We start from the raw sequence: 20,672 nt of genomic DNA, 5'->3' as shown, positions 1-20,672 counted from the left end.
CCACATTATGTGGCGGTTTTTTTATGCCCGGAAATCGGGGAACAACTACGATTACATCCGGTTCAGCCACTCCGGCGGCTGCTCTTCTTCTTCGGCATTTTCCGCGCCTTCTTTTGCCGGCACGATCAGGTCATCTCGAGACACGCCCATCACCATCAGCAGATTCGCAGACACGTATATGGAAGAGTAAGTACCGACAACCACACCAATAATCAGGGCCAGGGCAAAGTTGTTGATTGCCTCACCACCCAGGAAATACAACGCAAAAAGCACGACAAGCGTTGTCCCGGAGGTATTGATGGTGCGTGCAATGGTCTGGTGAATGGATTCGTTGATGATATCCCAGGGCTCACCCACACGCATTTTGCGGAAGTTCTCCCGGATGCGGTCAGCAACAACGATGGTATCGTTCAAAGAATAACCAATGACCGCAAGCAACGCAGCCAGAACGGTAAGATCGAAGGTCCACTGGAATAACGCAAATACACCCAGAACGATAATGACGTCGTGAGCCAGAGGCACCACCGAGGCAATACCGAATTTGAACTGGAAGCGCATACCCACGTAAATCAGCACCACTGCAAGGGCAATCAGCAATCCGAGGCCACTGTCCTCCTTGAGCTCCTCACCAACCTGGGAACCGACAAACTCGGAGCTTACCAATTCCAGCTCCGCGCCCCCCTCCTCGAGGGTTCGGGTAACTTCAGGTGCCAGCTGATCATTGTCAGCTTCAGCCATGCGCACCAATACCGTGGTGTCAGCCCCGAAGTTCTGAACAGAAAACTGTTCGTAGCCGGCAGCCGTCAGCCTGGAGCGGATTTCATCCAGTTCCGGAGCCTCTGCATATTCAAATTCAACAGAGGTGCCGCCGGTGAAATCCATACCCAGGTTCAAGCCACGGATGGCCAACAGCGCGATAGACACAACGATCAGCGAGATGGAAATTACGGAAGCAATCTTCCGCAAACCCATAAAATCAAACGGTTGCTTTTGATCTTCAGACATTGGCGAGCTTTCCTCCGATCGACAGCTTCTCGACCCTGCGGCCGCCGTAAATAATGTTAACGATGCTCCGGCTGACCATCAGGCCAGAGAACATCGACGTCAGAATCCCGATGCAGAGTGTCACCGCAAACCCTTTCACGGGGCCGGAACCCATTGCGAAAAGAATCACGGCAACCAGCAATGTGGTGATGTTTGCATCAAAGATGGAAACAAAGGCTCGGGAATAACCGGAGTTGATGGCCGTCTGGGGCGGCACGCCCGATTTCAGCTCTTCCTTTATCCTCTCAAAGATAAGCACGTTGGCATCCACCGCCATACCGACGGTCAGAACGATACCGGCGATGCCTGGCAGGGTCAGTGTCGCCGAGAGGATCGACATGCACGCAACGAGCAGCATCAGGTTCAGTGTCAGCGCAATGTTCGCTACCACGCCAAATCCGCGGTAGTAGACAAGCATGTAGAGCAGCACCAGCCCGAAGCCAAGCGCAACGGACATCATGCCGGCGTCTATATTTTTCTGGCCGAGGCTCGGACCAATGGTCCTCTCCTGAACAAAATACATCGGGGCGGCAAGTGCACCGGCGCGCAAGAGCAGCGCCAGTTCTGCGGCTTCCGGAATGGAATCAAGCCCGGTGATCCGGAAACTGCTGCCCAGAGCGGATTGCACTGTGGCAAGGCTGATTATGCCTTTCTCCACAACGCGGTTCTCCACCTCCTGAGGCTCGCCGTCTACCATTCTGGTTTCGGTTTCCGTGCGGTACTCGATGAACAGCACGGCCATCCTGCGGCCAATAGCATTGCGGGTGGCCCGGTTCATCAGGTCGCCACCGACGGAATCCATGGTGATATTGACCTGGGGTTGGCCGTTTTCGTCAAACGCCTGCTGGGCATTGGCCACGTTGTTACCGGTCGCGATCACCTCCTGCTCGAGGCGCGCGGTGCGCTGTGGCTGATCCCGGAAACCAAACTCCTCGGTCTCGCTGCTGGGGGCGTCCTGGCGGGCCTCCATGCGGAACTCAAGGTTCGCGGTTGCACCAAGTACGCGCTTGGCCTGTGCGGTGTCCTGTACGCCAGGCAACTCAACAATAATCCGGTCGGCACCCTGTTGTTGAACGAGGGGCTCAGCAACACCGAGCTCATTCACCCGGTTACGGATCGTTGTGAGGTTCTGCTCCAGAGCATAGTCCTGAATCGCAGTGACCTCAGCCTCGGAGAGCGTCAGGACGAGGAGGAATTCATCACCCTCGGTCTGCTCATCGAGAAGGAATTCGTTGTACTGGTCACGCACCATGTTGAACGCTTCGGTGCGGGAGGCTTCATCACGAAAGCTGAGAACGATCTCGCGGTTATCCTGAACATCTCCGCCACGATAGCGGATCCGCTCTTCCCGCAACTCCCGCTTGATCTGGCCAGACATGGCATCCAGACGCTGGCTGACTGCGGTTTCCATGTCGACTTCCAACAGGAAGTGGACACCGCCACGAAGGTCCAGACCCAGCTTCATCGGGCCGGCACCCAGGCTCTTCAGCCAACCGGGCGTGGAGGCGGCCATATTCAGTGCAACCAGGTATTCGTTTCCAAGAGCAGCCTGCACCAGGGGACGGGCCTGCAATTGGTCTTCAGAGTTGGTGAGACGGATCAGAGCATCCCGATCCTGAAGAGTACTGCTTTTCACCTCGATGCCCCGGCTTTCCAGCACACCAACGGCCCTGTCGAGCACACCGGCATTCACCGCGGTGCTACTGCGGGCGCCGGTAATCTGGATGGCGTAGTCGTCGGGGAAGAGGTTGGGCAAAGCGTAGATAAACCCGATCACGAGCGCGACCAGGATAACCAGGTTTTTCCAAAGCGGATACTTGTTCAGCATGGGATCCCTTGTAGCCGGCCTAGCGGCCAGACTTGGTGTTTCAGCCAGGAAGATTCAAACCGGCCACCAGGGATGGCCGGCTAAATGGCCCCCGCTCAGATGTCCTTGAGCGTGCCCTTCGGCAGCGCCGCAGCAACGGCTACTTTCTGGACCTTGATCTCTACGTTGTCAGCAACTTCCACAACGATGAAATCGTCAGTCACCTTGGTAATTTTGCCGGCAACACCACCAGAGGTCACAACTTCATCACCTTTATTCAGGCCGGACATCAGAGCCTTGTGCTCTTTCGCACGCTTGGACTGCGGGCGCCAGATCAGGAAGTAGAAAATCAGGATGAAGCCGGCGAAAAAGATCACCTGGCCCATAACACCCATTCCCTGAGCAGCCGGGTCCTGCGCCATGGCAAGAGCAGGCATCAGAGCCAAAAGGCCGGCAACGAGCATTTTAATAGCTTTCATTGAATATCTCCGTTGGTTTAGCGAATAGATCAAACATTGCCCAGGGGCGGAACGGTCTCTCCGCGCAGAGCATAGAAGTCGGTTACAAAGTCCGACAATGTACCTGCTTCAATGGCCCCACGCAATCCAGCCATCAGGTTCTGGTAGAACCGGAGGTTGTGGATGGTATTCAGTTGTGAGCCAAGCATTTCTCCACATTTATCCAGATGATGGAGATAACTTCTCGAAAAATTCTTACAGGTATAACAGTCGCAGCGATCGTCCAGCGGCGCGGTGTCATGACGGTGCCGGGCATTGCGGATTTTTACGATCCCGGTTGACGTAAATAGATAGCCATTCCTGGCATTGCGGGTAGGCATTACACAGTCGAACATGTCGACACCGCGACGTACCGCCTCGACGAGATCTTCCGGCCGGCCCACGCCCATCAGGTACCGCGGCTTGTCTTCCGGCATTTTCGGCGGCAAGTGGTCGAGAATCCGGATCATGTCTTCCTTGGGCTCGCCAACCGACAGACCGCCAATGGCGTAGCCATCGAAGCCGATCTCTGTAAGCCCTTCCAGAGAGCGGTCCCTCAGGCCTTCGTACATACCGCCCTGAACGATGCCGAACAACGCCGCAGGATTCCCCTCGTGGGCATCTTTGCTCCGTTGCGCCCATCGCAGCGACAGTTCCATGGAATCTTTTGCCTGACGCTCGGTGGCCGGATAAGGCGTACACTCGTCAAATATCATAACGATGTCCGACCCGAGATCCCGCTGCACCTGGATCGCAATCTCCGGTGACAGCTCCACCGGCGAACCATCTACCGGAGAACGGAAGGTAACCCCGTCCTCGGTGATCTTGCGCATCTCACCCAGACTGAACACCTGGAAACCGCCGGAATCGGTCAGGATGGGCCCCTGCCACTGAGTAAAATCATGAAGGTCACCATGAGCCTTGACCACTTCGGTACCCGGCCGGAGCATCAGGTGAAAGGTGTTACCCAGGATGATCTCTGCCCCGATTTCATGGATATCGCGGGGCAGCATACCCTTCACCGTGCCGTAGGTGCCGACAGGCATGAATGCAGGGGTTTCAACGGTGCCCCGTGGGAACGTCAGGCGGCCACGACGGGCACGCCCATCCTCTCCCAGTTTTTCGAACGACATGAAACAGGTTTGTGTCACAAGGCCTCCCCGGCATTATCGGTACCGGCTTCATTGGATTCCACGGCTGAGCCCAGCAACATGCCACGGCTGGGTTCCTGCCCGGTAATAAACATGGCGTCGCCGTAACTGAAAAAGCGGTAGCGTTCCTTTACCGCTTCCCGGTAGGCCGCCATCACATTGTCATAGCCGGCGAACGCACTGACCAGCATGATCAGGGTGGATTCCGGCAAATGGAAGTTCGTAATCAGGGCATCGACGGTCTGGAAGCGATACCCCGGGTAAATAAAGATATCGGTCTCACCAGTGAACGGCCGCAACCGACCGCCCCGACTGGCAGACTCAAGGGAGCGAACTGACGTGGTGCCTACCGCAACCACGCGCCCTCCCCTTGCGCGGGTCCGCTCGATCGCGTCAACGGCGTCCTGGGGGACATTCACCACCTCGCTGTGCATGGTGTGATCTTCGATTTTGTCCACCCGAACCGGCTGAAAGGTCCCGGCACCCACGTGCAACGTCACAAACGTGCTTTCAATTCCACAGGCGGCCAGTTTTTCAAGCAGACTCTCATCGAAATGCAGCCCCGCCGTCGGTGCAGCAACGGCGCCGGCCTCCCGGGCATAAACGGTCTGGTAACGTTCCCGATCAGTGGATTCGTCCGGTCGATCAACGTAAGGCGGCAGTGGCATATGGCCAATGCGCTCCAGCACGTCGAGCACTGGTTCCTCAGCTTCACACACCAGATGAAACAGCGCTTCTTCCCGGCCCGACATACGCATGCAGGTACCGTCCTCCAGAATAATCTTCTGGCCATCCTTCAAAGCCTTGGAGGCACGAACATGGGCGATGATTTCCTGCTCTCCAGTCACCCGCTCAACCAGCACTTCAACCTGGCCACCGGTTTCCTTTTTGCCAAAAAGCCGCGCCGGTATCACCCGTGTGTCGTTGAACACTAACAGGTCGCCGGGCTGAAGCAGGTCAGGAAGTTCACTGAAAATCCGGTGATTGAGCTTTCCGGAGAGACCATCAAGACAAAGTAGCCGGGACGCGCTGCGATCTTTGAGCGGATAGCGGGCGATCAATTCGTCCGGCAGGTCAAAATGAAAATCGGAGACATTCATGGAATGGACTGTTAACGACGCCGAAGGAAAGAAGATGGTAGCGGCGGGCGGACTCGAACCGCCACGGGTTTTACCCCAACGGATTTTGAATCCGTCGTGTCTACCAATTTCACCACGCCGCCATCGGAGAGTGGTGGGGATTATACTGAGCTTAATCGCGAAAGCAATAAGCCAGCGGACACAACTGCCCGCTGGCTCGGATATTTACAATCTGTCGAACAATGACAGTTGCGAAACCTGCGCAAACGACTGCTGAGCCGCCTGCAGCACGAAGCTCTGGAAACTCAGGTTACTGATCGCTTCTGCGTAATCCACATCCTGTAATTGGGACCGGATTTCATTGGTATACACCGAAGAATCCTCAAGGAAGGTCTTGGTCGATTCCACCGCGTTCATCCGGCCACCCAACTCGGTCTGCTTGAGGATAATGCTTTCCTGGGCGTTATCGAGGTTGATCAGGGAATTAGCAATCAGGTCGTCGTACTGGGCCTGCCCATCCGGACTGCTCTTGTCGATGTTGTTCAAACCGGAAATCAGGTTCTCAATGGTGCCGAACACCGACTGTTTTTCGTTGATCTTCAGCGTAAACACATCCCCCGCACCAGGCACAGCATCAGTAATTGTTGCCTCTACACCCGCAACTGTGAACGGCTCGCCGCTCTCGTAAACAAGGGGATCAACCGACAATGGATTTCCTTGGCTATCAAACGCCCTTAACTCCGGTGGATTCGGCGCTCCAACGTCGACGACCTCCACTGTAATATCGTCCGGGAACGAGTTGGGGTAGGCGGCAGCCAGATCTGCCTCGTTAACCAGCTTGACGCCTGAAATAGAAGCGCCCGGCGTGCTCACCGTGCTGTGTTCGCCGGTGATGGCCGCAGGAACTCTTACGAAAATGTCCTTGCCGTTATCGCTGATCGGAACGGTGACACCATCATCAATTTCGAGGACTCGCTGGCCCTCGTCGCCCTGGTAAATCCAACTGCCTGAGGGATCCTGCTCAAAGGCCTTTACCGAGCCCTGGAATCCACTAAAGATGTATTCGCCGGAGGCATCACGGGTATTGGCAATATTGGCGAGCTGCCCCAGGCGTTCCTCCAGCTCCGAAGAAATCGACCGCCGGTCGTTGGCCGACAATGACCCATTACCCGCCTGAACCGTCAGCTCCCGGATCCGCTGAATCACATCGATCGAACTTGAAAGAGCATTTTCTTCCTGTTTCAGACGGTTGTCCGCCAGGTCGACGTTGCGCTGATAGGTTTCAACCCGCGAAAGCTCCTGATCCAGCTTCAGAATGCGCGCCGCAGCGACCGGATCGTCGGAAGGTTTGTTTACCCTCTGGCCAGTCGAGATCTGTTGCTGGGTGTTATTCAGGCTGGTATTGAGCTCCTGGAGCCGATTAATACCGCCTGAAAAAATCTGCTGTGATGAAATTCTGATCATGTCACATCACCTCAACCGTTACCGGAAACTCTGTAACAGGGTATTGAACAAATCCTGGGCTACCGACATTACCTGGGCCGAGGCATTATAGGCGGCCTGATACTGGATCAGGCGCCCGGCTTCCTCATCCAGGTTAACGCCGGATACAGATTCCCGCTGATTGGTCGACTGCTCCAGAAGGGTTTTGCCGGCATCCACATCCAATTGGCTCTGGCGTGTTTTAACACCGATATCCTCAACAAGCCCCGCATAGCCTTCGGAAAAGTTCTGGCTACCACCATTCAGCGTGTTGGCCGTGCCAAGCGCCGCCAGCAGTTCCGCATTCCTGTTGTCCGAAACACCGTTGGAGTTGTAATTGATCTCGAAGGTGTCACCGTCAGCCGGCTGGCCCGTTATCTTGAACTGAAAACCCTGGTACTCGGCACCATCCGCCGGATTGTCGCTGAACAACTCATTGGCAACGCCCGGCGTGTAGGGCCGGTTTGCCGGACCTATCGGGTTTCCACCGCCGTCCGTAACCGTGAACACCAGGCCGGTTCCCGGATCGTCGAATGTTACGGTAATTGGCCCGTTCGCCAGTTGCCCGGTCGATTGGAACGCGGGCAACAGGGAGTTGGTGAACGGGTTCCTGACGTTAAGCATGGTGCCCTGATCAATCTTGCCGGTTCCGATATTGTCATCGCCGGTGGTAGCACGAACCGGACTTGCGAAAGCCAGATCCTCCTCCCGATTGACCACCAGCCCAATGCTCTCCGCCGCATTCCGGCTTGGTTGAATCAGATATTTGTCTCCGGCATTGAACGTGCCGCCCTCCACCCGGATGTTGAAACCGGGCATGGAAATCTCAGACTGGGGCGGATCGGGCAACCGGCCCTGATTGACGGTTCTTCCAGTACCCTGATCAATCAACTCGTAGCTTCGCCCATCGCCACTGAACTGGAGAGTCCAGCGGCCTGCCGGAAGCGCCGAACTGTCGGTTATCTCGACGGCCAACTGTCCGTTGGTCGAGGGCGCGTTATTTCCGTTGGGGACCACGCGGCTCCGTTGCGCCTCGAGCGAATTGATATCTGTGAAGAACAGCCCACCGAGTTCGCCCTCCAGATCCATCCCGATTTCATGCTGGTGATTCATGGTGTCGGAGAGGGCAATGGCAATCCTGCCAAGCTCATCGAATGCCGGTTTCAGACCTTCGGTATCGAAACGCAGGAGGCCACCCAGCTTGCCGCCGGTGATCTGTTCATCAATATTGAGGAGGCGTCCACCGTTGCTCAGTGTGAACTCCAGACGTGTCGGATCTTCGGCATTTTCCCGGGTGCCGAGGGTCGAAGCGTTACTGCCAACCACCAGGGACAAACCGTTCGACAGAGACACGTTAACCTGGCTACCGTCTGCCGGGCTGACTTTTATGCTAATAAGCTCCGACAGCTGCCGCAGTTTCTCATCCCGCTTATCCAACAATTCATTGGGCATTTGCCCCTGGGCAATGCCGGGTGATTCAGAAATCGCCAGGTTCAGCTCCGCAATGCTTTTCAGCAGGGTATTCGCGTCTTTCACACCCTGCTGCATCTGGGTCTTGATGGATTCCCGCTGCTGGATGAATTCCTGGTTCAGGGCCTGGAAACGGTTTACAACCTGCTGTGCCTCACTCAGGACCAACTGGCGCTGTGGCAAGGAAGTGGGATCTTCCGCGGCATTCTGAAGGCTCGCAAAAAAGTTGTTCAGTGCATTGCTGAGGCCGGTAGATTCACCCCCGAGCAGGTTATCAAGCCTGGTCAGCTCCGAATTTAGGGCCTCCTGCTCTCCGTACAGGGTGCTGTCTTCACGCACCTGTTGAACCAGGTATTCGTTGGCCAGGCGGCGAATGTCCGCCACGTTCACGCCGCTGCCTATGGTGCCGGCACCAGTGCGCTGGCCTTCCTGGGTTTCAAACAGCACTTCCTGGCGGCTGTAACCCGGCGTGTTGGCGTTGGTTATATTGTTGCCAGTGGTGTTCAGTGCGGCCTGTTGACTGAGGATGCCGGTCAGACCAATACCTATGAGCCCTGCCATAAGCTTTACTCCTTCATCCCGTCACTGCCCATGGACAGCGTCATCAGTGAGTCACGGTTCATGATCTGGCGGATCTTGTTGCCGTAGTTGGGGTCGGTTGCATAGCCGGCTTCCTGCAGCTTCTCTGCGAAAACCTCAGGCTGGTCTGCTACCGACAGGACGTCCCGGTATCGGGGGTTGGATTCCAGGAAAGAGACATAATCCCGGAAGCTGGATTCGTAATCCCGGTAGGCCCGGAAGCTGGCCTGCTCTTTCATTGGCAGCCCTTCCCGGTATTCCGTGGTGGTGATGGATACCGCATCCCCCTGCCAGCGGCTATCCGCCTTGATACCGAACAGGTTAAAACTGGGCTCACCCTGCTCCCCGCGGATCATGTGCCGGCCCCAGCCGGTTTCCAGGGCGGCCTGGGCCACCATGAGTTTCGGATCAATGCCCGAATCGCGGGCAATCCGCTCGGCCACCGGCAGCAACTCGGTGACGAAGTGCTCCGGAGAATCAAACTGGTGCGGTAAATCCTGCGGGGTCGCGGTCACTGCCAAAGGCGCTTCCTCTGCCACAGAAGTCACCTTCTGCACCTGCTCCGGTAATTGGGTATTGAGAGCGGGCAGGCTTCGATCATAATCTGCAAGGCTCGCCTTGTGGCCAACAAGTCTGCCGCCTTCGTTATTCATGCCCGGAATCTGTTTGCCGAGTTGACGTACCAGTGCATCTGCGAGACCACTGCCCTTGCCACCGGCCATGGTCAGACTCATCTGGCTATCGAACATATCCCGGTAAAGCTCGGACTGATTACTCTTCAGGTAGTTGCCCTCGGAGAAGACGTCGCCGGCCTTGCGCATGGACTTCAACATTTCAGACAGGAACAGGCTCTCGAACTGGCGCGCCACCTCACGCAGAGCTGACTCTTTGTCAGTGCGAGCCTGGGCCTTCAACGCATTGAGACCGTTGAAGTCGGTGTAAACCTGGGCCTGTTGAACCTTGTAGTCCTGCATCATGCCACCTAGATAACAATCAGCTCGGCGCGCAGTGCACCGGCCTGTTTCAGGGCTTCGAGTACCGCCATTACGTCGCCCGGAGCCGCGCCCACCTGGTTTACGGCCTGCACGATCTCGTTCAACGTGACGGCGGGGCCGAACTTGAACATCCGCGCCGGCTCCTCGGTAATGGCAATCTGGGAATCCTGCTCAATAGCGGTGTCGCCACCGGCGAACGGATTCGGTTGCTCCACATTGGGGTTTTCCTGAATGGTCACCGTCAGGTTGCCGTGGGTGACTGCCGCCGGACTGACCTGAACATTCTGGCCAACCACAATGGTGCCGGTACGGCTGTTGATCACCACTTTCGCGGCATCCTCGGCCGGATCCACCTCAATGTTTTCAAGGATCGACAGGAAGCTGACCCGCTGGGACGGATCCCTTGGCGCACGCACAGAAATCGACGTGGCATCGTGGGCATAGGCCATATCGGGGCCCAGCCGGTCGTTTACCGCTTCCACCACCCGACGTGCCGTTGTGAAATCTGGGCGCAGAAGGTGGAAGGTAATGGTGTCGCCCTGACTAAAAGGCGAGACCACTTCCCGCTCGATAGTGGCACCGTTGGGAATCCGGCCGACGCTCGGTACGTTCACGGTAATTCTGGAGCCATCCTGCCCCTGGGCACCAAAACCGCCAACCACCAGACTGCCCTGAGCCATGGCGTAGACGTTGTTGTCAGCGCCCTTCAGCGGGGTCATCAGCAGGGTACCGCCGCGCAGGCTGTCGGCGTTGCCGATGGAGGAAACCGTGATATCAATCTCCTGCCCGGCCTTGGCAAACGGTGGCAATGTGGCACTCACGGTTACGGCGGCGACGTTGGTGAGTTTCGGGTTCACGCCTTCAGACAGAGTGATACCGAACTGGTTCATCATGTTCCGGAAGGTCTGATTGGTGAACGGTGCCTTGTCGCCGGTCCCGTCAAGGCCAACCACCAGTCCGTAGCCCACCAGCTGGTTGTTCCTTACCCCTTTGATGCGGGACAGGTCCTTCAGCCGGTCCGCCATCACCGGTGCCGCAACCGCCGCCAGAACAAGTACCCAGGCAAGAAAACGCCGCATGCTCATAGCGGCCACCACTCACTGTTAAAGAAGCGGGCAAGCCAGCCCATCTGGTTTGCCTGGTCGAAATCACCGGTACCGCCATAGGCAATACGCGCATCAGCAATACGGTTTGAGGCAACAGCGTTGTCCGGCTGGATATCCCGGGGGCGAACCAGCCCGGTCAGGCGGATGTACTCGTCGCCATTGGTCAGTGACAGCCATTTCTCACCCCGGATCCGCAGCACGCCGTTGGGCAGCACCTCTGTGACCGTGACGGTGATGCTGCCAGCAAGACTGTTGCTCTGATCAGCCTCAGCCGTGCCTTCAAAATCGCGCTCGTTGTTCAGTGAGGTGCCGATCCCGAAGTTGTTCTTACCCAGAATGTTCGGCTCCGGCAGCGTGATTTCGTTGTCCTTGGTGATGCTGGTTTCGGCATTCTTGCTGGCACGGGTGGATTCCTGGAGATTCACTGTCAGTACATCACCCACATTGAGCGCGATGGTATCCCCGTAAAAGTTATAGTTTCGGGAAACCTGGTAAATCGAACCAGACGCCCTGTCTCTCTGTGTCATGGCCTCAGGGCGTACCGGTGCAAACTCAGGATCATCCGGCATCGCCCGGGGCCGGCTCATGGCCGTGCAACCCTGTAGCAGGATCAGTACCACCAAGGTCGCCAGGGTACTGGCGCCCCGGGTTATCCGGCTGGATGTCATCGGATTCATGACGTCACCTCTGGCGGCGTTAGCCAATGTTGTTGGTAATGAACTGGAGCATCTGGTCCGTCGTGGAGACCACTTTCGAGTTCATTTCGTAGGCGCGCTGGGTGGTAATCATGTTCACCAGTTCTTCCACCACTTCAACGTTGGAAGCCTCCACGGAACCCTGTTCGATGGTGCCAAGCCCGAGCAGACCCGCCTCCCCCTCAACGGGGTTGCCACTGGCAATGGTTTCCTTGAACAGGTTGTTTCCGATGGCCTGCAGGCCCTGGGGATTGATGAAATCCACCAGGGTGATCTGGCCAAGGTTTACCGGCGCCGCCTGGTCATCCGTTACCGCCGTTACCGTGCCGTCCTTGCCAATGGTGATATTGGTGGCGTTATCGGGAATATTGATGGCCGGCTCCAGGGGGTACCCGTCCGGATTCACCACATCGCCGTTGGAGTTCAACTGGAACTGACCGTCCCGAGTGTAGGCAATCTGGCCATCCGGCTGCAGAATCTGCAGAAAACCCCGGCCATTGATGGCCATGTCCAGCGGTTGCTCGGTAATCTGGAGATTGCCCTGGGAGAACTGCTTGACCGTGCCCACAACCCGGACACCCGTACCCAACTGCAAGCCGGAAGGCAGTTCTGAGTTCTGGTTGGTGAGGCCACCGGGTTGTCGGTTGATCTGGTACAGGAGGTCCTGGAAGACCGCCTTGTCCCGTTTGAAGCCGGTGGTGTTGACGTTGGCCAGGTTGTTGGAAATGGTGGACATGTTGGTGTCCTGCGCGCTCAAGCCGGTCTTGCTGACCCAAAGTGCTGGATTCATGCTGCTTACTCCATACCGGGGGGGGGCAATCAGGCGGCCAGTTTTTGCCGCTTCAGGCCCGCCAGGCCAATGTGTTCGGTCGTTACTTAAAGGTTCTGCAACAGCCGTGCCGTTGCTTCGGAATTCTCGTTGGCGGTGGTCATTACCTTCACCTGCATTTCGTATTGCCGGGAAAGCTGCAGATTGGAAATCATCTCTTCCACCGCATTCACGTTGGAGCTCTCAAGAAAACCCGAGACCACTCTGAGATTTGCATCCGGGGGCTCAGGGCCATCGATTGCCTGGTCCGGTTTGCGGCGCATATGCCCGTCTAGCCCCTTCTCCAGAGCTTCCGGTGGCGGGTTGACCAGCTTCAGACGATCCACCTCAACCAGCTGATTCGGCGGGCCGCCAACAGGAACAACAGAAATCGTGCCGTCAGCGCCGATTTGCACGTTGTCGAAAGGCGGCAGCGCAACCGGTCCACCATTGCCAAGAACAAGTTCACCATTGGCCAGGCGCACCAGACCATTCACATCAACCTGAAGACTGCCGCTGCGGGTAAACACCTCTTCGCCCTGATCGTTCTGGATGGAAAGCCACCCTTCACCTTCAACCGCCACATCCAGTTTGCGGCCGGTGTCCATCAGGGCGCCTGCGGAAAGGTCCGTGCCGGGTCGCTCTGTCATGGCATAGGCCCGGGTGGGATGGTGTTCCCCGAAGACAGGCATGCTACGGGCCTGGGCGAAGTCCTTCTTGAAGCCGGTGGTGCTGACATTCGCCAGGTTGTTGGCATGGGCTTGCTGGGCCAGCATGTTCTGCTTGGCGCCAGACATACCGATGTAGAGGGCTTTGTCCATGGGAAAACTCCTGCCGGAATTTTGACTGTTTCCAGTCTTCTAGCAGGAGTCATGCCATGTTCGCTAGCTCGCGAACTTAACGGAGGTTGATGATGGTCTGGGTGACCGCATCGGAGGTTTCAATGGTCTTGGCATTGGCCTGATAGTTCCGCTGGGCGATGATCAGGTTGACCAGTTCCGCCGACAAGTCCACGTTGGATTCCTCCACCGAGCTGGCCTTGATAGAACCCAGCGTGCCGGTATCCGGGGCACCTATGATCGGCTGACCGGATTCGAACGTTTCCACCCAAGACGTATCGCCTACGGGAGACAGACCGTTGGTGTTATTGAACGAGGCCAACGCGACCTGGCCCAGAGCCTGGGATTGGCCGTTGGTGTATCGGGCAAACAGAACACCTTGATCCGATACGTCCAGACCAGAAAGCCGGCCAGTGGTATAGCCATTCTGCTGTTGGTCGTTCACGCCAAACGCAGCGCCATATTGCGTTGTGCCACTGAGATTGATCACAAAAGCCGATGTTGTCGGTGGCTCAGGAATGGGTGTTACTACCACCTCGCCGGCAGCAGGAGGGCCATCCGCCCCATTTGGCTGGCCGTCGCTGTCTTTGGGTATCCAGTCATCAATAACGATTTCGCCACTGGGGTCGCCATCGATCGACTGAAGAGCACCGCCCTGATCGAATCTTGCAGTGTAGGGAGTCACGTCGGTGCCACCAACAAACTCGCCATCAATCTGGGCATACACCGACCATTCGCTCACCCCGACACCATTGCCTGGGGACGGATTCTTCACAAAGAACTGTGTGAGTTCGTGGGAATTACCCAGGCTGTCGTAGATCGTGGTGGATGTAGCGTGGTTATAGGTACGCTGATCCAGCGGATTGAATTGATTGGTGACGCGGATTGGCGACGCGTTGAACGCAACCTCAAAATCATTGTCAGCGGTGGTTGATGTGATTCCCGCCACCGACCGGTCCGCAGTCACGTTCACATCACCTTCGACGGTGCCGGTATCGCCGTTGCCATTACCATCGGCAAAGGTAAAGTCGAGCGTCTCACCCTGGTTATGAATCACTCGCAGAACATCGCTGCCCCCGCCTCCGGTGACAATCGAAGCGGAAATTGCGGTCTCGCTGGAGTTGTTGATTGAATCAACCAGATCCTGCAGGGAATTGATATTTGACGTGTCCAAGGTCAGCGGCGATCCATTGATATCGAGGCTGAATGAAAACGAACTGGCGCCAGAGATGAAGGCGTCATCAAGAGCCGGCGTGCCGTCAAAAGTCGCCGTCGTTGTGGCCGAAGCACTCAATCCAGGCGCATCGTTGATAGTGGAGGCCGCTTCACGGGCACTGGCTGCAGGGTCAATATTCACGTTGAAGGCAGGCGAGCCGTCCGAATACTGCACATCAAAGCTCTCGCCCTGTATGGAAGCAAGAGTGAGAGGCCCGACATCCCGAACACGGGTTTCCAGCACGGACTCCCTGGAATCAAGATTCAGATCGGAGTCGAGGTTTGTCGTCCTTCTCGGAGCCAGGTTGTCTGTTGCAATCTGCAAATCTCCCCGGATGCCAGACAAGTTGCCGTCCTCGTCCGCGGTGTATCCCTGTACCCGCATATTCTGGTTGTTCGTTACATAGCCTTCCTTATCAATGCCGAACTGTCCTGCGCGGGAATAACGAATCTCGCCGCCGTTGTTCAGGATAAAGAAACCATCGCCGGCAATCGCCATGTCCAGGCCATTGTCAGTGAAGCTGATGTTGCCCTGCCCAAAAGACTGCTTAACGTCCTGGACCCGGACACCGTCGCCGATCGGGTTGGTGCCTGCGCTCAGGAAACCGCTGGCGTATAGATCGCCAAACTGGGCCTTGCTGCCCTTGAAACCAACGGTACTGGCGTTGGCAATGTTGTTGCCGGTGACGTCCAGATCCACCGATGCCGCGCGAAGGCCACTCAAACCCGTATTAAATCCCATGGTTCACCCCTTGGTGTTTCACCGGTATCAGTTAATTTGTTTTACATCAGACAGGGCGATGGAGCCCATGCCTGCAAGATTCAGGGTAATGGAGCCACCCTGGCCCAGGGACACGCTGTCAACATTGGCACTTACCATCGTACCCAACTGCTGCGGCCCATCCGGGTAGGAAGCCTCGGCCACAATCCGGTAGGCGCCCGGCGGCAAGGGATTGCCGTTGCCGTCCTGGCCATCCCAGCGGAACGAGGTCACCCCTGCCGGACTACTACCCATGTCGATCTGGCGAACCCGCTCACCATTCTGACCCTGAATCGAAAGCCGAAGGCCACCGGTCGATGCCGGCACTTCAACGGTGCCGCTGATCTCACCGTCCGCACCCAGAACCCCGATCTGGGAAGGGGCAAGCACGGTTTTGCCGACCATGGCAGAGGCCTGCAGCGCCTGGCTGGAACGGAACTGACCCACCACATCCTCAACCGTACCGGAAAGGTTCTGCATTTCCTCCAGCGAGCTGAACTGGGCCAGTTGGGAGATGAATTCACCGTTGTCCTGGGGTTCCAGCGGGTTCTGGTTCTTCAGCTGGGCCAGCATCAGTTCCATGAACTCGTTCCGACCCAACTCGCTGGTGCCCTGGCCGCCATTCTGTTGCTTCAGCTGGTACTGGCTCAGAACATCCGACGCGTCTGTTGCATTTACTGCAGTCATATTGTGCTCCTCACCCTGTTACTGCTGACCGAGAGTCAGAATGCGCTGCATCATGGACTTGGCTGTGTTCATGACATCCACATTCATCTGGAAACTTCTGGACGACGACATCATGTCCGCCATCTCTTCAACCACATTCACATTGGGGTAGTAGACGTAGCCGTCCTCGTTGGCCGCCGGGTGATGGGGCTCGTAGCGCATCTGCAGCTCCGCATCACTTTCGACAATACCGTCAACCCTCACGCCGGCGCCCGGCCCCTCATCGGCAGCCATGGGCAAGCCTCCCTGCCCGGGATTCATCAGAGACTGCTGAATCGCCGAGAAAACCGGCTTCCTGGCGCGATAGGTTTCCCCCGTGCTGGAACTTGCCGTTTCTGCATTGGCAATGTTGGACGCGGTTGTATTCAGCCGCAGTGATTGCGCGGTCATGCCGGAACCGGCGATGTCAAAAATGCTGCCCAGTGACATGAAAATTCTCCTTCGCTAACCTTCGCTAACCCCGTGACTGCGGCTTATTCGCCCTTCAGGGCTTTGGTCAAACCGCTGAACTTGCTGTTCAAAAACTGGAAGCTGGCCTGGAAATCCATGGCGTTGCGCATAAACCGGGTCTGCTCCTGCTGGGCGTCTACCGTATTGCCGTCAACCGACGGCTGATGGGGAACCCGATACATCAAATCGCTTTCCGACGCCGATGGCGAGGTATCCATGTGCGCGTCATGGGTTTTGGCCATCTGGAATCCGCTGACCTGCTCCTGGGCCTTCTGCATCATGGCCTGGAAATCCAGATCCCGCGCCTTGAAACCCGGGGTGTCGGCGTTTGCCAGGTTGTTTGCCAGAACTTCGGCGCGTTTAACACGCGCTTCAACCGCGTGTTGATGAATGCCCAGAGCCGAATCAAACGTAATTGCCATGTTGCCTCCCGAAAACTGCACTGGTATGCCGAGCTGTTTTTGCCGGCTGTGCTCTTTGACAGGACTAAAGCAAGCTGAATGCCAGATTTATGGTCAGGTGTTAATTTGTCAGGAAACCCAGTGTTGGCAGGCCCTGCAGAGAATCCGAGTAGCGGTTACGGGAAAGGAGAAAGGAAAAGGGCAAGAAAAAGCGGCAAGCTGCTTCCCCCGGCAGAAGCCGGGGGTATTCAACAAGGTCTCAGGGCCAATGACTCACAAACTCGTCCACCGCCGGTCTGGGCACAGACGGCTTGGATGCCGAGACCGTACCGGTGTAGAGAAAGCCAACAATCTGTTCATGCTCTTCCAGGCCCAACCCCTGGTGAACCGAGGAGTGGTAGGCAACGCCGCCTGTTCTCCACATCACGCCGAAACCGGCATCCTGAAGGGCAAGCTCAACAAAACTCATGCCGGCAGCTGCCGACATGACCTGCTCGATTTCCGGTACTTTGGGATGCGTCCTCGGCGACGCGATACCAACTATGACCATGGGTGCGCGAAGGGGGGCACGCCGGAGCTTCTCGATTTCTTTCTCATCGCTGTTATTGGCACAGGTGGACGCAAACAGCTCTCCCAGGGCTTCAAGGCCTTTACCCTCGATCACCAGATAGCGCCAGGGCCTGAGCAGTGCATGGTCCGGTGCACGCGCCGCGCAGGAAAAGGCCCTTTCGAGGGTTGTCGAATCCGGCGCGGGTGATTCCAGCCTCGGTTCAGAGGAGCGGTTCAGGAGGAAATCGGTAACTGCGGTCATATCTGCTCGCTGTTTAAAGACTGTTGAAATATAGGTACGAACACAATTCATGGCTGTGAATTGTGGGTTCTACGTAATGCTGTTAACCTTTAGTCGTAGTCGGGTCTACCAACAATTATAAATGACGCGGTCGTACAACGTTGAGTGGCAACACAATGAGCAACCAGCAAACCTTCAATAACTTTTCCGAATTTTATCCGTACTACCTCGAAGAGCACAGCGACGTCACCTGTCGCCGTTTGCATTTCGCTGGAAGTCTCCTGGTCCTGATAGTCGCCGTATGGGCTCTGGCTTCGGGCAAGCTGTTGTGGCTTCTGGCCTTGCCGGTCATAGGCTATGGCTTTGCGTGGGTTGGTCATTTCAAGTTTGAAAAAAATCGCCCCGCTACCTTCAAATATCCACTGTACAGCCTTATGGGTGACTGGGTCATGTTCCGCGACATGCTCATTGGCAGGATCCGTTTCTGAAATGATGAGTGCCCCGGCAGACCTGCGTAATGCCAGTAGCTCAGCTGGCAGAGCCCTCTCGTCCGAGGCGGCGGGCAACCCGATCGCCATTCCCCCGATGCCCGATTACAATGGCCGGGTACTGGCATACACCTCAACCGCCGCCATTATCGTAACCGGCGTTCTCCAGGGCGCCTTTCCGCAATGGCTTCTCTGGCTGGTTGCCGGGGCCCTCACCTGGCCCCACATCGCCCATGCCCTGACTCGCCGCACTTTCCTCAGGAATTCGCCACGCATCCGTCAGAAAATGCTGATATTTGATTGCGTGGTTGGTGGCGCTTTCATTGGTTGCATCGGGCTGATCGTCATCCCCTCCCTCGCCGTTGCACTGATGCTGATGTTCAGTTGCCTGATTGTTGGTGGTATCCGTCAGTGGGTCCTGGGCACCGGCTTCATGGCGGCCTCCATTGCGGGGGCGGTTGCGATCGTCGGCCCGGCAGACGGACCACACTCGCCCCTGCTGACCAGCATCGTGTCGATTTTATCCACCGGGCTTTATATTTGCGTTACGGCTTACTATTCCCACCAGCAGGCACGGGCGTTGATGCTGGCAAAGACCCAGATCCAGAACCAGCGGGAGCAGTCCATCGCGCTTTCACACAAACTGTCCAAATATCTCTCGCCTCAAGTCTGGCAGTCGATCTTCACCGGTGAGCGGGACGTGAGACTGGAAACCCAGCGCAAGAAACTGGCGGTGTTTTTCTCTGACATCAAAGGCTTCACCGAATTGTCTGAGGAAATGGAACCCGAGGCCCTGACTGAGTTACTGAATCACTACTTCAATGAAATGTCGGAAGTGGCCCTGAAATATGGCGGCACCATCGACAAGTTCGTCGGCGATTCCATCATGGTGTTCTTTGGCGACCCCACCAGCCGGGGCCAACGGGAAGATGCCTTTGCCTGTGTCTCCATGGCCATCGAGATGCGCAAGCATATGAAAATCATGCGGCAGAAATGGCGCAGCCAGGGCATCAAGACCCCGCTGGAAATCCGCATGGGAATAAGCACCGGTTATACAACGGTTGGTAACTTTGGCGCCGAGAACCGGATGGATTACACGATTATCGGCAAGGAAGTAAACCTGGCCAGCCGGCTTGAGTCCCTGGCGGAGCCGGGCGAAATCCTCGTTTCCTACGAAACCTTCGCGCTGATCAAGGACAAGATCATGTGCAGAGACAAGGGCGAGATTACCGTGAAGGGCTTTGTCAAGCCGGTGCCAATTTACGAAGTGGTCGACTTCCGGCGCGACATGGGGCCCAACCGAAGCTTCCTGGAACACGAACATAGCGGCTTCGCCATGTATCTCGATTCGGACAAGATCACCGAGAAAGAGCGGCAGGCCATCCTGACCGCTCTGGAAGATGCTGCAGATCGCCTGCGGCGGGAAGAGGATGTTTCCTGAGGCGCTTCCCTGCGCTCAAACAGAATCCTGCTACTGACGTATCAACCTTGGGCCGGCATCCCCGCCGGTTTCCGTGCTTCGCCACGGATTTATATCCAGCCCGCCCCGCCGTGTATACCGGGCAACCACGGTAAGCGACTCCGGGTTGCACCGCCCCATCAGATCGGTAAACACGGTTTCCACGCAATGCTCGTGGAAATCCTGTTTCTGCCGGAAGCTCACCACGTAACGCAACAAACCGCCCCGATCGATTTTCGGTCCGGTGTAGCTTATGAGGAGTGTCGCCCAGTCAGGCTGACCGGTTACCGGGCAGTTGCTCTTCAGCAGATGGGAGCAGAGCCGTTCTGTCACCACCTCCCCACTCGCTGAAAGCGCCTCAGGCGCGTATTCAAAAACCACTTCGCTGACCGGCTCGTCATCAATGAGCTCGAAGCCCTCCGGCCGGCCAATCGCTTCACCGGATTCGTCGACGCTCAACAGATTCACCTGAACAGCACCGCCGCAGGCGCTGGAAAGATCCTGGGTAATCACCTCCGCGACCTGCTCCCGAGAAGAGTAGACCGCCTGGTTCAACGAGTTCAGGTACAGCTTGAGCGATTTGGACTCAATGATTGCGGACGAGGCCGCCGGAAAAACAATCTCCGCCCAGGCCACTTCCGGCACGCCGCTTGGACGCAGCCAGGAGATTTCCCAGGCCTGCCACAGATCCTCGCCAAACCAAGGCCAACGGCCATCCTCCAGACCAATGCGGCGGCGATTTTCCTCTCTCGCCACCGGGAAAAGCAGCCCAGGATCGTAGCTGTCCGGGTAGTCGCTTGTCTTGCCAAGCGGAGCGTCGTTAAGTGCCAT

The 20,672-nt window shown here is 56.8% G+C and carries 20 protein-coding genes and 1 tRNA gene; 2 read left to right on the top strand and 19 right to left on the bottom strand.

Annotated elements, in window-relative coordinates; all coding sequences use genetic code 11:
- Positions 1–51 precede the first annotated feature (51 nt).
- The 18 genes from secF to AC13E3_RS10485 form a co-directional block, all read right to left on the bottom strand.
- A complete protein-coding gene (secF, locus tag AC13E3_RS10570) occupies positions 52–1,005 on the bottom strand; it encodes a protein translocase subunit SecF (RefSeq protein ID WP_053115016.1) in 954 nt (317 codons plus the stop codon).
- The gene (secD, locus tag AC13E3_RS10565) at positions 998–2,872 is read right to left on the bottom strand and encodes a protein translocase subunit SecD (protein ID WP_092032821.1); all 1,875 of its coding nucleotides are present in this window, start codon (positions 2,870–2,872) and stop codon (positions 998–1,000) included. Before secD ends, secF begins: the two co-directional genes overlap by 8 nt.
- Positions 2,873–2,967: 95 nt before the next feature.
- A complete protein-coding gene (gene yajC, locus AC13E3_RS10560; protein WP_053115014.1) occupies positions 2,968–3,330 on the bottom strand; it encodes a preprotein translocase subunit YajC in 363 nt (120 codons plus the stop codon).
- Between the two features lie 29 nt (positions 3,331–3,359).
- Positions 3,360–4,481, bottom strand: coding sequence for a tRNA guanosine(34) transglycosylase Tgt (tgt, locus tag AC13E3_RS10555; RefSeq protein ID WP_288367729.1), 1,122 nt, complete (start codon positions 4,479–4,481; stop codon positions 3,360–3,362).
- 14 nt (positions 4,482–4,495) lie between these two features.
- Positions 4,496–5,599 (bottom strand): tRNA preQ1(34) S-adenosylmethionine ribosyltransferase-isomerase QueA, encoded by a 1,104-nt coding sequence (queA, locus tag AC13E3_RS10550; protein ID WP_288367704.1) that lies wholly within the window; start codon positions 5,597–5,599, stop codon positions 4,496–4,498.
- A 35-nt stretch (positions 5,600–5,634) separates the two neighbouring features.
- Positions 5,635–5,721: transfer RNA gene (locus tag AC13E3_RS10545), tRNA-Leu, on the bottom strand.
- An 82-nt stretch (positions 5,722–5,803) separates the two neighbouring features.
- Positions 5,804–7,042, bottom strand: coding sequence for a flagellar hook-associated protein FlgL (flgL, locus tag AC13E3_RS10540; protein WP_288367803.1), 1,239 nt, complete (start codon positions 7,040–7,042; stop codon positions 5,804–5,806).
- A gap of 18 nt (positions 7,043–7,060) precedes the next feature.
- Positions 7,061–9,091, bottom strand: coding sequence for a flagellar hook-associated protein FlgK (gene flgK, locus AC13E3_RS10535; protein WP_092032816.1), 2,031 nt, complete (start codon positions 9,089–9,091; stop codon positions 7,061–7,063).
- Between the two features lie 5 nt (positions 9,092–9,096).
- The gene (gene flgJ / locus AC13E3_RS10530) at positions 9,097–10,083 is read right to left on the bottom strand and encodes a flagellar assembly peptidoglycan hydrolase FlgJ (protein ID WP_288367806.1); all 987 of its coding nucleotides are present in this window, start codon (positions 10,081–10,083) and stop codon (positions 9,097–9,099) included.
- Positions 10,084–10,091: 8 nt separating this feature from the next.
- The gene (locus AC13E3_RS10525; protein WP_008174300.1) at positions 10,092–11,189 is read right to left on the bottom strand and encodes a flagellar basal body P-ring protein FlgI; all 1,098 of its coding nucleotides are present in this window, start codon (positions 11,187–11,189) and stop codon (positions 10,092–10,094) included.
- Entirely contained in the window at positions 11,186–11,887 is a 702-nt protein-coding gene (gene flgH, locus AC13E3_RS10520) for a flagellar basal body L-ring protein FlgH (protein WP_008174297.1), read from the bottom strand. Before flgH ends, AC13E3_RS10525 begins: the two co-directional genes overlap by 4 nt.
- Before the next feature lie 19 nt (positions 11,888–11,906).
- Positions 11,907–12,695, bottom strand: coding sequence for a flagellar basal-body rod protein FlgG (gene flgG, locus AC13E3_RS10515; protein WP_008174295.1), 789 nt, complete (start codon positions 12,693–12,695; stop codon positions 11,907–11,909).
- An 86-nt stretch (positions 12,696–12,781) separates the two neighbouring features.
- Positions 12,782–13,534: a flagellar basal body rod protein FlgF gene (locus tag AC13E3_RS10510; RefSeq protein WP_008174293.1), complete on the bottom strand. Its 753-nt coding sequence runs from the start codon at positions 13,532–13,534 to the stop codon at positions 12,782–12,784.
- 76 nt (positions 13,535–13,610) lie between these two features.
- Positions 13,611–15,509: a flagellar hook protein FlgE gene (locus AC13E3_RS10505; protein ID WP_273043944.1), complete on the bottom strand. Its 1,899-nt coding sequence runs from the start codon at positions 15,507–15,509 to the stop codon at positions 13,611–13,613.
- A gap of 27 nt (positions 15,510–15,536) precedes the next feature.
- A complete protein-coding gene (locus AC13E3_RS10500; RefSeq protein WP_008174289.1) occupies positions 15,537–16,214 on the bottom strand; it encodes a flagellar hook assembly protein FlgD in 678 nt (225 codons plus the stop codon).
- A gap of 18 nt (positions 16,215–16,232) precedes the next feature.
- The gene (gene flgC / locus AC13E3_RS10495; protein ID WP_053115005.1) at positions 16,233–16,682 is read right to left on the bottom strand and encodes a flagellar basal body rod protein FlgC; all 450 of its coding nucleotides are present in this window, start codon (positions 16,680–16,682) and stop codon (positions 16,233–16,235) included.
- A gap of 44 nt (positions 16,683–16,726) precedes the next feature.
- Positions 16,727–17,125 carry a flagellar basal body rod protein FlgB gene (gene flgB, locus AC13E3_RS10490; RefSeq protein WP_041645182.1) on the bottom strand — a complete coding sequence of 133 codons (399 nt, stop codon included), beginning with the start codon at positions 17,123–17,125 and terminating at the stop codon, positions 16,727–16,729.
- 238 nt (positions 17,126–17,363) lie between these two features.
- Positions 17,364–17,915: a nitroreductase family protein gene (locus AC13E3_RS10485; RefSeq protein WP_014576882.1), complete on the bottom strand. Its 552-nt coding sequence runs from the start codon at positions 17,913–17,915 to the stop codon at positions 17,364–17,366.
- Between the two features lie 155 nt (positions 17,916–18,070).
- Here AC13E3_RS10485 and AC13E3_RS10480 point away from each other — a divergent pair, with 155 nt between their 5' ends.
- Positions 18,071–18,382: an Mpo1-like protein gene (locus tag AC13E3_RS10480; protein WP_053115004.1), complete on the top strand. Its 312-nt coding sequence runs from the start codon at positions 18,071–18,073 to the stop codon at positions 18,380–18,382.
- Between the two features lies 1 nt (position 18,383).
- Entirely contained in the window at positions 18,384–19,823 is a 1,440-nt protein-coding gene (locus tag AC13E3_RS10475) for an adenylate/guanylate cyclase domain-containing protein (RefSeq protein WP_053115003.1), read from the top strand.
- A 30-nt stretch (positions 19,824–19,853) separates the two neighbouring features.
- On the opposite strand, the gene queF is transcribed toward AC13E3_RS10475, so the two are convergent.
- Positions 19,854–20,672 (bottom strand): NADPH-dependent 7-cyano-7-deazaguanine reductase QueF, encoded by an 819-nt coding sequence (queF, locus tag AC13E3_RS10470; protein WP_288367815.1) that lies wholly within the window; start codon positions 20,670–20,672, stop codon positions 19,854–19,856.

The sequence above is a fragment of the Marinobacter sp. L-80 genome (assembly GCF_056859395.1).
This window is presented reverse-complemented; position numbering and strand designations above follow the sequence as displayed.